The organism is Shewanella sp. DNRA4, assembly GCF_012843185.1.
Taxonomy (GTDB): domain Bacteria; phylum Pseudomonadota; class Gammaproteobacteria; order Enterobacterales; family Shewanellaceae; genus Shewanella; species Shewanella xiamenensis.
Map to the genome: position 1 here is coordinate 24,733 of NZ_JABAIP010000009.1, position 12,961 is coordinate 37,693.

Annotated in this window: 10 protein-coding genes; 7 read left to right on the plus strand and 3 right to left on the minus strand. The window is 43.3% G+C overall.

Features of this window, described 5'->3' with window-relative positions:
* Window positions 1–41: 41 nt before the first annotated feature.
* Entirely contained in the window at window positions 42–374 is a 333-nt protein-coding gene (locus HG547_RS11070) for a Grx4 family monothiol glutaredoxin (protein WP_007649079.1), read from the minus strand.
* Window positions 375–601: 227 nt separating this feature from the next.
* Between HG547_RS11070 and sodB the strand changes: the two genes are divergently transcribed.
* The 4 genes from sodB to HG547_RS11090 all read left to right on the plus strand — a co-directional run bounded on the left by sodB (window position 602) and on the right by HG547_RS11090 (window position 6,244).
* Window positions 602–1,186: a superoxide dismutase [Fe] gene (gene sodB / locus HG547_RS11075; protein ID WP_011622352.1), complete on the plus strand. Its 585-nt coding sequence runs from the start codon at window positions 602–604 to the stop codon at window positions 1,184–1,186.
* A gap of 251 nt (window positions 1,187–1,437) precedes the next feature.
* Window positions 1,438–3,372: a PrkA family serine protein kinase gene (locus HG547_RS11080; RefSeq protein ID WP_037419872.1), complete on the plus strand. Its 1,935-nt coding sequence runs from the start codon at window positions 1,438–1,440 to the stop codon at window positions 3,370–3,372.
* 67 nt (window positions 3,373–3,439) lie between these two features.
* Entirely contained in the window at window positions 3,440–4,708 is a 1,269-nt protein-coding gene (locus HG547_RS11085) for a YeaH/YhbH family protein (protein WP_037419869.1), read from the plus strand.
* A gap of 9 nt (window positions 4,709–4,717) precedes the next feature.
* Window positions 4,718–6,244, plus strand: coding sequence for a SpoVR family protein (locus HG547_RS11090; protein ID WP_037419865.1), 1,527 nt, complete (start codon window positions 4,718–4,720; stop codon window positions 6,242–6,244).
* A gap of 109 nt (window positions 6,245–6,353) precedes the next feature.
* On the opposite strand, the gene fadR is transcribed toward HG547_RS11090, so the two are convergent.
* Window positions 6,354–7,079 carry a fatty acid metabolism transcriptional regulator FadR gene (gene fadR / locus HG547_RS11095; RefSeq protein WP_037419862.1) on the minus strand — a complete coding sequence of 242 codons (726 nt, stop codon included), beginning with the start codon at window positions 7,077–7,079 and terminating at the stop codon, window positions 6,354–6,356.
* Between the two features lie 302 nt (window positions 7,080–7,381).
* On the opposite strand from fadR, the gene nhaB reads away from it, so the two are divergent.
* From nhaB to HG547_RS11110, 3 genes are all read left to right on the plus strand, one after another.
* Window positions 7,382–8,983 carry a sodium/proton antiporter NhaB gene (gene nhaB, locus HG547_RS11100; RefSeq protein ID WP_037419860.1) on the plus strand — a complete coding sequence of 534 codons (1,602 nt, stop codon included), beginning with the start codon at window positions 7,382–7,384 and terminating at the stop codon, window positions 8,981–8,983.
* Between the two features lie 95 nt (window positions 8,984–9,078).
* Complete coding sequence (gene dsbB, locus HG547_RS11105) at window positions 9,079–9,606, plus strand: disulfide bond formation protein DsbB (protein ID WP_047535219.1); 528 nt, start codon at window positions 9,079–9,081, stop codon at window positions 9,604–9,606.
* 156 nt (window positions 9,607–9,762) lie between these two features.
* Window positions 9,763–12,375, plus strand: coding sequence for a cache domain-containing protein (locus HG547_RS11110; protein ID WP_169547862.1), 2,613 nt, complete (start codon window positions 9,763–9,765; stop codon window positions 12,373–12,375).
* Between the two features lie 73 nt (window positions 12,376–12,448).
* Here HG547_RS11110 and HG547_RS11115 read toward each other — a convergent pair whose 3' ends face one another.
* Window positions 12,449–12,826, minus strand: a complete 378-nt coding sequence (locus tag HG547_RS11115) for an STAS/SEC14 domain-containing protein (RefSeq protein WP_169547937.1) — start codon at window positions 12,824–12,826, stop codon at window positions 12,449–12,451.
* Window positions 12,827–12,961 lie beyond the last annotated feature (135 nt).

The window sequence follows — 12,961 nt, forward strand, 5'->3', positions numbered from 1 at the left end:
TAGCGGCTTTTTGTTATTCTTCATCGCTCTGTGACGAGTAATTACTCTGCAGTTTTGTACTTTTCTGCAGTCGCTTTGATTAATGGCTGTAATTCGCCTTTTTGGTACATATCAACCACGATATCACAGCCACCAATCAGCTCGCCTTCAATCCACAGTTGTGGGAAGGTTGGCCAGTTTGCATACTTAGGTAATTCAGCACGAATATCTGGGTGCTGGAGAATATCCACAAACGCAAACTGCTCGCCGCAGTTAATCATGATTTGGGCTACCTGAGATGAAAAACCACAGCTAGGTAATTTAGGAGAACCCTTCATGTATACAATGATTGGGTTTTCAGCGATCTGCTGTTTAATTTTCTCTACTGTTTCCATTTTAATTCCTAAGTATGATGACATTGACTCAATGCTGGCTATTGTACGACAGCTAAGCACAGAACAAAATCCCACAGTTTGTAAGGTTATGGCCTGCAATTAGTTTTTCGATGACGCCTATCTAATCAATTAGCCAAACAATGATTCACATCACAAATTTTATCGGTACAATAGTGTCCAGTGAGCACGTTTAAAAAACGATAACCTAAGACCATGGAGAGATACTAATGGCTTTCGAATTACCCGCATTACCATATGCAAAGAACGCACTAGAACCACACATTTCTCAAGAAACCATTGAATACCACTACGGCAAGCATCACAACACTTACGTTGTTAAGCTAAACGGTTTGATCGAAGGAACCGATTTCGCAGGTAAATCTTTAGAAGAAATCATCAAAACTTCTACTGGTGGCGTATTTAACAACGCAGCTCAAGTTTGGAACCACACTTTCTACTGGAACTGCTTAGCGCCTAACGCTGGCGGTGAGCCAACAGGTCCTGTGGCTGATGCCATCAACGCGGCTTTCGGCTCATTCGACGCATTCAAAGCACAATTTACTGATTCTGCGGTAAACAACTTTGGTAGCGCTTGGACTTGGTTAGTGAAAAAAGCCGATGGCACTGTTGCTATCGTCAACACTAGCAATGCTGCAACACCTCTGACTGACAGCACTGTGACACCAATCCTGACTGTTGACGTGTGGGAACACGCTTACTACATCGATTACCGCAACGTACGTCCTGACTACTTGGCCCACTTCTGGCAATTAGTTAACTGGGACTTCGTGAACCAAAACTTCGCGGGTTAATCGTCTCTCAGCGATCCTTAAAAAGAGCCCAAGTGGCTCTTTTTTATTACCTCAAAAATCATTCATCTTCGACTTCCCGTTAAACTTCACCTGATAACTACAAGTGCAATAATTGCAATTGCAATCATTTGTTATTGTTTTTATTTGATATTTTTTTGACACAGCATGCAAGTTTGTGTCTAAGATTAGTGTAGGAAGCTGAAAAATCAGTTATCCCTTCCATAACATCACTGGCGTTTCAGGGGGTTTATATGGGCATTTTCGAGCATTACCAAAAGCGCTACGAACAAAAACTCGATGAAGAATACACTTTGCAGGAATTTCTGGATATCTGTAAAGAAGATCGCAGTGCTTATATGTCAGCATCTGAGCGATTACTGCTCGCCATCGGTGATGCTGAAATTATCGATACAGCTAAAAATCCAACCCTAAGCCGTATCTTTTCGAATCGTCTCATCTCACGCTATCCCGCATTTAAAGACTTTTACGGTATGGAAGATGCGATTGAGCAAATCGTTGCCTACCTAAAACACTCAGCCCAAGGCTTAGAAGAATCTAAGCAAATTTTATACTTACTCGGCCCAGTGGGTGGCGGTAAGTCATCACTGGCAGAAAAACTTAAATCATTGATGCAAAAAGTGCCCATTTATATTCTGAGCGCTAATGGGGTAAGAAGCCCGGTGAATGATCATCCCTTCTGTCTCTTTGATGTGGACGAAGATGGTCAACTATTGCGGGATGAATTCAATATTCCCAGCCGTTATCTCAAAACCATCATGTCACCTTGGGCGGTGAAACGTCTGCACGAGTTTGGTGGCGATATTTCTAAATTCCGCGTGGTCAAAGTCTATCCCTCTATTCTCGATCAATTGGCGATTGCCAAAACCGAGCCTGGGGATGAGAACAACCAAGATATTTCCTCTTTGGTGGGTAAGGTTGACATTCGTCAACTGGAACATTACTCCCAAGATGATGCCGATGCCTATGCCTACTCCGGCGCATTATGCCGCGCTAACCAAGGGATAATGGAGTTTGTGGAAATGTTTAAGGCGCCTATTAAGGTGCTACATCCACTGCTGACCGCGACGCAAGAAGGTAACTATAACGGCACGGAAGGCTTGTCTGCCCTGCCCTATAGCGGGATTATTTTGGCACACTCTAATGAGTCAGAATGGTCAACCTTTAAAAATAACAAGAACAACGAAGCATTCCTCGACAGGGTTTATATTGTCAAAGTGCCCTATTGTCTTCGGGTATCAGAAGAACTGCAGATTTACAAAAAGCTCATACAAAATTCCGAGCTATCTCAAGCACCTTGCGCCCCCGGAACCATAGAAACCCTAGCGCAATTTAGCGTACTATCAAGGCTAAAAGTCCCAGAAAACTCTTCTATCTACTCGAAAATGCGAGTTTATGATGGTGAGAGCTTAAAAGATACTGATCCTAAAGCAAAATCCTACCAAGAATATCGCGATTATGCAGGCGTCGATGAGGGAATGAACGGTCTTTCTACCCGTTTTGCCTTTAAGATCCTGTCACGGGTATTTAACTTTGACCATTCCGAAATTGCCGCTAATCCAGTGCATTTATTCTATGTGCTTGAACGGCAAATTGAGCAGGAGCAATTCCCTAGCGATACCGCCGAACGTTATCTGGAGTTTTTAAAAGGCTACTTAATTCCTAAATATGTCGAATTTATCGGTAAAGAAATCCAAACCGCCTATTTAGAGTCCTACTCTGAATACGGCCAAAATATCTTCGACCGTTATGTCACCTATGCCGATTTTTGGATTCAGGATCAAGAATATCGCGATCCAGAAACGGGCCAGTTGTTTGACCGCGCCGCACTGAATGCCGAACTTGAAAAAATCGAAAAACCTGCGGGCATCAGTAATCCAAAAGATTTCCGTAACGAAATTGTCAACTTTGTCCTGCGCGCTCGCGCAAGTCATGAGGGCCATAACCCACTGTGGACCAGCTATGAAAAACTACGCACTGTGATCGAGAAGAAAATGTTCTCGAATACAGAGGACTTACTGCCAGTCATTTCCTTTAACGCCAAAACCTCGACTGACGATCAACGTAAACACGATGATTTTGTCAATCGAATGATGGAGAAAGGCTATACCAAAAAACAAGTCAGACTCCTGTCTGAGTGGTATTTACGGGTTCGTAAATCCTCTTAAAACTTGCGCTCACTAAAAACGAGGCTTTGGTCTTGCCAAAGCCTTCGCTGGGATTTGGGAGGTGCGTATGGCGAACTTTATCGATAGGCGATTGAATGCGAAAGGAAAAAGCACAGTCAACCGCCAACGCTTTATCAACCGATATAAGCAACAAATCAAAAAAGCCGTCAGCGATGCCGTCACGCGTCGCAGTGTAACGGATGTAGATAAAGGTGAAAAAATCAGTATTCCCACACGGGATATCAGTGAACCTATGTTCCATCAAGGTAAAGGAGGCGTAAGAGACAGAGTTCACCCAGGGAATGACCAATTTACCCGTGGCGATAAAATTGACAGACCACCGGGAGGTGCTGGCGGCGGAGCGGGTAAAGGTGATGCCTCCGATTCAGGTGAAGGTAATGATGACTTTGCATTTGAAATCTCAAAGGATGAATACCTTGAGTTGTTATTTGAAGATTTAGAGCTCCCGAATCTACAAAAAAATCGTCTCAACAAGCTCGTTGAGTATCAAATCTACCGTGCGGGATTCACCAATGATGGGGTGCCTGCCAATATCAATATTGTGCGCTCACTGCGTTCATCCTTGGCGCGCCGTATTGCCATGTCGGCGAGTAAAAAGAAATTGCTCAAAGAGTTGGAACAGGAACTGGCAGAGCTTGAAAATATACCTGGAACAAAAGCTGAGCTGATTTTGGATTTAAAAGCACAAATTGAGGAGTTAAAGCAGAAGATTGCTAAAGTGCCGTTTATCGATACCTTTGACTTACGCTTCAACAACTTTGCAAGGCGCGAGGTGCCCTCAAGCCAAGCGGTCATGTTCTGCTTAATGGATGTGTCGGGCTCGATGGATCAAGCGACAAAAGATATGGCGAAACGTTTCTATATCTTGCTGTACTTGTTCCTCACTCGTACCTACAAAAACCTCGAGGTGGTCTATATCCGTCACCATACCCAAGCGAAGGAAGTAGACGAACATGAATTCTTCTATTCCCAGGAAACTGGCGGCACCATAGTGTCGAGCGCCTTGAAATTAATGCACGAAATTCAACAGGCGCGTTACCCTGCCAATGAGTGGAATATTTACGCCGCGCAAGCATCCGACGGCGACAATTGGGCCGACGATTCACCAACCTGTAGGCAATGGTTAGAACAAAAAATATTGCCACTGGTGCGCTATTACAGCTACATCGAAATCACCAATCGTGCCCATCAAACCCTGTGGCGTGAATACGAATCCCTAAAACAACACTACGACAACATAGCGGTACAACATATTCGTCAAGCCGAAGATATCTACCCTGTCTTTAGAGAATTATTTAAAAAACAGGCGGTTTAAGGGGGCTCTATGGGGATTAAAGAAGCAAAAACACGTACAGCCTTAAGCGATGGTCCAGACTGGAGCTTTGAGCTGCTACAAAGTTATTTAAAGGAAATTGAACGGGTGGCAGCAATTTACAAATTAAACGCCTATCCGAATCAAATCGAAATCATCACCGCAGAGCAGATGATGGATGCCTATGCCGGTATTGGGATGCCCATAGGCTATACCCATTGGTCTTTCGGCAAACGCTTTATTGAGACTGAACAAGGCTACAAACGTGGGCAAATGGGGCTCGCCTATGAAATCGTGATCAACTCCAACCCTTGCATCGCCTATCTCATGGAAGAAAACACTATTACAATGCAAGCATTAGTGATGGCGCACGCCTGTTTTGGACATAATAGTTTTTTTAAAAACAATTACCTATTTAAAACCTGGACCGATGCGAGTTCGATTATCGACTATTTGGTGTTCGCTAAAAACTATATCAGCGATTGCGAGCAAAAATACGGTGTCGAGCAAGTTGAAAGCGTAATTGACTCCTGCCACGCCTTAATGAACTATGGCGTTGATAGATATAAACGTCCTGCTGAAATCTCTTTTAGGGAAGAACAAGCGAGGCAAAAAGATCGCGAGGCCTACCTGCAAAGCCAAGTGAACGATTTGTGGCGCACTATTCCCACCCATCAACAGCAGCAACCGTCGACCACTAAGCGCCGTTTTCCCGCCGAGCCGCAGGAAAACATTCTTTATTTTATTGAAAAAAATGCGCCATTGCTGGAGTCATGGCAGCGGGAAATTATCCGGATCGTACGCAAAATGGCACAATATTTTTATCCGCAAAAACAAACACAAGTCATGAATGAGGGGTGGGCAACCTTTTGGCACTACACTATTTTGAATCATTTATACGATGATGGTGTTGTCACTGACCGCTTTATGATGGAGTTTTTGCAAAGCCATACGGGCGTCGTAGCGCAGCCTGAATATAACAGCCGATACTACAGCGGTATCAATCCCTATGCCCTAGGGTTTGCGATGTTTACCGATATTAGGCGCATCTGTGAGGCTCCGACTGATGAAGACAAAGCCTGGTTTCCGGATATTGCGGGGAGTAATTGGCTCGAAACCCTACACTTTGCGATGCAGAACTTTAAGGATGAGAGTTTTATCAGCCAATACCTGTCACCAAGAGTGATCCGTCAATTCAAGCTTTTTGGCATCCATGATGATGAAAAACGTAACTATTTATCCGTATCCGCCATCCACGATGAACAGGGCTATCAAGATATTCGTAATTTATTATCGCAGCAGTACAATTTGTCTAATATTGAACCCAATATTCAAGTGCATAATGTTGAAATAAACGGCGACAGATCCCTTACGCTAAGGTATGTTCCCAACAAAGATATCCCGCTTGCTAATAGCTACAAAGAAGTGCTCAAGCATCTGCACCGTCTTTGGGGTTTTAGTGTTAGCCTTGAACAAGCCAACGCTGATAATAGCATTACATTATTAGCTACATGCCCTGAGCAGCCCAAAGCGGACTGATAATCCGTGGTAAGACAACATACAAAAAAGCCGTTTTAGCGAAAACGGCTTTCATATTTTATTTGACCTGATGTTAACAAGCACCCAGATAGTGAATGCTCAGTGTCAGCTACGAATGCGAATCCTGTTGAGCAATTGAAGACGGCATATCATCACGCAATTGCAGCCACATTTTGCCACTATTGATCCCATAGGTACGCATTAATGCAGGCACATCGAGATAGTTTTTCGCTTTCGCTAACAGTTCTAACTCTTTATAAAAATTAAGTGCCAACTGACGAGCCTCTGGACTACTAAAATAGTAACGCCCAACTCGACTATATAGTCCCTTAAAGCCATTCAAGATCAATACATAAAGCGGATTACCCGATGAGAACGCTAACGTATGATGCAACAGATAATCATACTCGGCAAAAGATTCAGCGGTATCCTCTAACTGATGGATTTTAGCCAATACTTCCATCGCAGTATCAGGGCTGTTGCGCAGTGCGCCACGGAAATAAATTGCACTCACATTGGTACGAGCAGAGAGTAATTGGTCCACTAGTACAGGGAAGCCCTCAGGGTTGAGATCTGCAATCGTCTCAAGAATATTCAGACCCGAAGTTTCCCAAAAATTATTGACACGAGTCGGCTTGCCATGTTGAATTTTCAACCAACCATCACGCGCTAAACGCTGTAACACCTCACGCAACGTCGTCCGGGTCACGCCGATCAATTCAGAAAGCTCACGTTCAGCCGGTAAAATGGACCCTGGAGGAAACTTATTTTCCCAAATCGATCTTACAATATACTTCTCTGCAAAACTTGCAGGTCCTTTGGCATTGATAATCATCAGCCCACTTATCCAGTTGTTGTGCTTTAATAATGGTCACTGATCATACCAGAGCGGTAAAAAATGGAAACCATTGACTGAAACTCCCCGCTTCATCAGCGTACAATTGTCACAAAAATGTTTAATAAATCGACACAAATCAATAGCAATTGTACCAATTTTGCCGATTAGCTCCGCTTTTTGAAATCTGGGTTTGAGTAACTCGTTACATTAGCATTCTCTTTAGGCTAGACTGAATCCTAAAACATATGTCACTAACAATAACTTGTGAAATTTAAAACATAATTAGAAGAGAGGATGCCATGCCGATGACAATGAGTCAGGCGTTTATTGGAAACTTCTTAGGTAACTCACCTAAGTGGTACAAGATCGCAATACTGTCGTTTTTAATAATCAATCCAATACTCTTTTTCTATGTCAGTCCCTTTGTGGCTGGTTGGGTATTAGTGCTTGAATTTATTTTCACCCTAGCAATGGCGCTAAAATGCTATCCATTACAACCCGGCGGTTTGTTAGCCATCGAAGCGGTTGCAATTGGCATGACTTCAGCCAGTCAAGTGCTACACGAAATTGAAGCTAACCTTGAAGTGTTATTATTGCTAGTGTTCATGGTGGCTGGCATTTACTTCATGAAGCAACTGCTGCTATTCGTATTTACTAAGATGATCACCAAAGTCCGATCTAAAATCTTAGTGTCTTTAATGTTTTGTTTAGCTTCAGCATTCCTATCCGCCTTTTTAGATGCTTTAACCGTTATTGCAGTAATTATTACCGTTGCAGTGGGCTTTTACTCTATTTACCACAAAGTTGCCTCGGGTAAAGATTTCTCTGCCGATCATGACCATACCTCAGAAGATAAAAACGAGGAAGGTGATGCCCAACTCAACGAAGCTGAGCTGGAGTCTTTCCGTGGCTTCTTACGTAACCTATTGATGCACGCAGGCGTTGGTACCGCATTAGGTGGCGTGTGTACTATGGTTGGCGAGCCTCAAAACTTAATTATTGCCGCCCAAGCTAACTGGCAGTTTGGTGAGTTTGCAATTCGTATGTCACCAGTTACCGTGCCGGTCCTGATTGCTGGTATCTTAACCTGCTACTTAGTCGAAAAATTCCGTATCTTTGGATACGGTGCGCAATTACCTGATGCTGTTCATAAAATCCTCTGTGACTATGCAGCCTATGAAGATGCACGTCGTACCAATAAAGATAAAATGAAGCTTATTGTTCAAGCCATTATTGGGGTTTGGTTGATTGCAGGTCTTGCGCTACATTTAGCCTCTGTAGGCTTGATTGGTTTATCCGTGATTATTTTAGCCACTGCGTTTAACGGTATTACCGATGAACATGCCCTAGGAAAAGCCTTCGAAGAAGCTCTCCCCTTTACGGCGCTGTTAGCGGTATTCTTTGCCGTGGTCGCAGTGATTATTGATCAACAACTATTTGCTCCCGTGATCCAATGGGCGCTGAACCACGAAGGTAATACCCAATTAGTGATTTTCTATATTGCTAACGGTTTACTCTCTATGGTCAGTGATAACGTGTTTGTGGGGACGGTCTACATTAACGAAGTCAAAGCGGCTTTGATTAATGGTCAAATTACCCGCGATCAATTCGACCTGTTGGCTGTGGCAATTAACACTGGAACTAACTTGCCTTCAGTTGCAACACCTAATGGTCAAGCTGCATTCCTGTTCTTACTGACATCAGCACTTGCACCACTCATCCGCTTGTCCTACGGCAGAATGGTATGGATGGCATTGCCTTACACGATCGTCCTATCGGTTGTGGGTGTAATGGCGATTCAAATGGGTTTCTTAGAGCAAATGACGCAGTATTTCTATGATTCCCATGCGATTTTGCACCACAGTGTTAAGGAAGCCTTAGCGCCTGCGGCAGCTCACTAACATAAATATCAGAGTTGACTGAACTTTATGAGTTCAGTACAGTCAAACAAACGCCCTATATTCAAGGGCGTTTTTTGTTGATATGGAGTTCACTTTTGACAGCATTCACTCGCTTTGCCCATTCCCGTGCATCTTGGTTTATTCTGACAGGCTCTGCGATTGTCCTTGAAGCGGCCGCTTTATATTTTCAATACGTGATGAAATTAGATCCCTGTGTGATGTGTATCTACCAAAGACTTGCTGTATTCGGTATTTTGGCTGCAGGACTTGTGGGAATGACGGCGCCAAAGTACCGTATCGTTCGAATTTTGGGAGCACTGGGTTGGGCAATAAGCGCAACATGGGGCCTAAAGCTAGCATTAGCCTTAGTGGATATGCAAAACAATCCCTCACCATTTTCTACCTGCTCGTTTTTACCCGAATTTCCAGCCTGGATGCCACTGCATGAATGGTTTCCTGCCATCATGATGCCGACGGGTATGTGTACCGATGTGCCATGGCAATTTATGGGAGTTACAATGGCCGAATGGATGGTCGTTGCCTTTAGTGGTTATCTAGTGATGTTATTACTGTTTATTGTGCCAATTCTCAGCGGCTCAGATAAACCGTCACTCTATAAATAAGTTTCAATAGGCAGACTTAAGGTCTGCCTTATTTTTATGCCTCTCCATTTATAACTTTAGTTAGTGTTATGACTTAACTTTGATTTAAGCCAATGGCAATTAGATCAAAAAAAGCTAAACTGGCTCAATGATCGCGGCATTTGGACCCCGTATAACATGGATAAACGGCCTATCATTGCGCCACAAGCCTCGTTAACCCAATGGCAAAAAAGCCTGCCGTTTAAGCTCAGCTTGCTCCAACTCATCATCGCCAGCATACTGATTTTCAGTACTGCTTGGGTCATCCTTAATATCCAGACCCAACAAATCAGTGAGCAACAGACGTTGCTTAATCAGAATCACGGGCAAATAATTATTGCTAAACTGCAGGAGATGACCTCACAAGTCGAAAATCAAGTGAATGCGATTAGTCAAATCGCCATGCTCTACCGCCATGAACCTGAACAGCTCAGTAAAAGTATTCCCGTTTTACTTTCGATAGAAAGTCAAAAGGACATCATCTCTGGTGGCGGTATTTGGCCTGAGCCAGGCGCATTTAATCGGCAAAAGTTCCGTGACAGCTTGTTTTGGGCGCACAATATTCGCGGTGAGTTGGTAGCGATAGACAGCTACAACAGTGATAACTTCCCAAGTTATCATACTGAAGAATGGTATCGACCAACCCGTTTTTTCCCCGCAGGTAAAGTCTTTTGGTCTAAATCCTATATCGATCCCACAACCCATGAACCTATGGTTACCGCATCAAGCGCCATGTGGGTAGATCACCAATTTATCGGTGCAGCGACCACGGATATTAGTCTAGAAAAACTCAATCAGCTGTTACGCAATGCCATGTTGGATGTCAGTGGCTATGTCGTGGCTATTGACCATCAAAATCAAATACTGGCTTTTCCTAATCGTGATAATACACGCCAATCTCAGTCTGATACGACACACCATTTAATGAGCTTTGATGCGTTAGCTAAAGTAGAGCACGCTTTTACTCCTATAGCATCAGCGCTTCAGTTGGCAGATCGCAGTTTTATCGACCAAGCAATTGCTGAGCGCGTTTTTACTCAAGAGCAAATGGATAATCTCACTCGATTAAGCAGCGATAATGAGCGAGAAATGCTCTCTGCAATTGTGAATGACAACGCGAAAAACCATTTCACAACCCCCCGACGTATCGCTTCAATCGCATTGACAATGGATCCTGTCCTAAAGGCGCCTTCACTCGTTTCCGTTTTTCTTATGCCCCATACTTATTGGAAAATTTTAGTCGTCACACCAGTCGCGCCGTTACAAGACACCGCTAAAAAACTGATTGAAAAGGTGGGGCTTTCTTTAGTCGCAATCCAAATGCTAGGCCTTATATCCTTGTTCATACTGCAACATAGGCTAATCATGGCTCCTATAATGGAAATGGTCAGAGCGCTTAAACGCAATGACTCTGCCTCCATCGAACTCAAAGCCAAAGAGCGCCATGACGAAGTCGGATTACTCGCAAAGACTTTTTTATCGCGTACTCAACAGCTTGAAATCGCTATGGCGAGTTTAGATGCCAGCAATCTCGCACTGGAACAACAGTTACTTAGTCAACAACATGTTCAACAGGAATTGAATCGACATAAGGAACAATTAAGATCTTTATTAGACTTTGCATCTACCATCATTTATATCAAAGACTTAAATGGCAGATACACCTTGGTCAATCATAAATATTGTGAAGTACTCGGTATCGAACGGCGAAAAATTATCGGCGCCATGGATTTTGAACTCTTTCCAGCTCCTCTCGCTCAACTCTACCAACAGAACGATCAACGGGTAAACCATCGCCACGATGCTCTGCATTTTGAAGAGCCAATACCAACTCCCCGTGGTGAAATTATTTACCAGATGACTAAGTTTGATATCCGAGATGATGAAGATAATTCTATTGGCGTTGGTGCAATTGGCTTTAATGTGGATCTCAAAAAGCGCCAAGATAAAGCACAAGAAAAACTGCTAGAACAACAACAGCAACAAATAAAGGAACAGCAACATCAAACTCAGTTAGCCCAGCAAGAACTCGCCTTAATGAGGGAGCAGATAGGTGAGCTCAATCATGAAATTACACAGCAAATCCAACTCAACCTCAATAAACAGCAAAGTCTAAAACTCATGCAGCACTTCCTCGCCGAAGTGATTAATCAAATGATGCAAGAGCAGGATCGCCTCCTCGCTCAAGTATGTCAGATTCGTCAAGGTGAATATGTCGACCAGTCTGCTAAAGCGGTGCATCTCATGAGTCAACAGGCCGTAAGATTAAGACAAATATCGCAGCTATTTACTGATCAACATAGTGAAATACGACCGCTCCATTTAGCGCAGTTTCTCCAACATTTGCTCAGCCTATTACAGCCACAATTACTCAAAGCACAGGTGAAAGTAAATCTTAACTGCGATGAACTATTAATTATCGATGGTAATGCTTGGCAATATTTGCAGTTTTTCTATCGATTGCTCAATAACACTCTACAACACGCATTTAAAGAGCATCATCAACATCGCGAAATACTGTTGCAACTCGATAAACGAGGTAATGAATTACATATACTGCTACAGGATAATGGTGTGGGGATCTCGACAGCTCATCTTGAGCAACTCAGGCATGACATACTTCAAAGACAATGTACAGGAACGCTATCCTGCCTCAATTTGTGGATAAAATATGAGTTAAATGGCGAGCTAATCGTAAACAGCGAACTCAATCTAGGCACTCAAATCGAGTGCTATTGGCCGATGGCTTAGGTGTAACAGCTCTTTGCCGCCCTGCTGTATGCTTTACAAATTAAGCATCAACAATCCGAGCAGTTACTCTCTGTTACAGTGCAATCACTTTGTCGTCTAGCCATTCCTTAGCCAGTACACGCTCATTTTCGCCAAAGACTTTAACCGGACAAGGCAACATAAAAGCTAACGTATTGACCATAGTCCCAAGCATTTGCGTGTCCGCAATCATCACTACCCGCGCGAAATCACTGAAATGGAACACACTGAGTAAAGCATCGTCCCAAAGTGCTCCAACTGTAACACCCATAAAATCAGCACTAAATTCATACCATAAACGAATACAAGCATGATCCAATAACTTGGCTTCAATGGCCGGAAACAAAATGGTTTCAATATCCTGATGCGTTACCTGACCGGAAACAGCAATGGTTAATAAATCATCGGCATAGCTAGGACATATGGTTAGCATCATGCATCTCCCTTCGTATATCACCCAAAAATATCGTTATAGAGTAAAGATATACCCTGTAAGCAAAGATGCTTAAACAACTGGTGATTTTTCTACGACTCGGAAAGCAAAATAAGCAGAGTGATAGCTTATCTC

Bases quoted from the DNA above. Each gene is read 5' to 3' on its own strand.
- HG547_RS11070 (WP_007649079.1), bottom strand. From the start codon at position 374: ATGGAAACAGTAGAGAAAATTAAACAGCAGATCGCTGAAAACCCAATC.
- sodB (WP_011622352.1), top strand. From the start codon at position 602: ATGGCTTTCGAATTACCCGCATTACCATATGCAAAGAACGCACTAGAA.
- HG547_RS11080 (WP_037419872.1), top strand. From the start codon at position 1,438: ATGGGCATTTTCGAGCATTACCAAAAGCGCTACGAACAAAAACTCGAT.
- HG547_RS11085 (WP_037419869.1), top strand. From the start codon at position 3,440: ATGGCGAACTTTATCGATAGGCGATTGAATGCGAAAGGAAAAAGCACA.
- HG547_RS11090 (WP_037419865.1), top strand. From the start codon at position 4,718: ATGGGGATTAAAGAAGCAAAAACACGTACAGCCTTAAGCGATGGTCCA.
- fadR (WP_037419862.1), bottom strand. From the start codon at position 7,079: ATGATTATCAATGCCAAAGGACCTGCAAGTTTTGCAGAGAAGTATATT.
- nhaB (WP_037419860.1), top strand. From the start codon at position 7,382: ATGCCGATGACAATGAGTCAGGCGTTTATTGGAAACTTCTTAGGTAAC.
- HG547_RS11110 (WP_169547862.1), top strand. From the start codon at position 9,763: ATGGATAAACGGCCTATCATTGCGCCACAAGCCTCGTTAACCCAATGG.
- HG547_RS11115 (WP_169547937.1), bottom strand. From the start codon at position 12,826: ATGCTAACCATATGTCCTAGCTATGCCGATGATTTATTAACCATTGCT.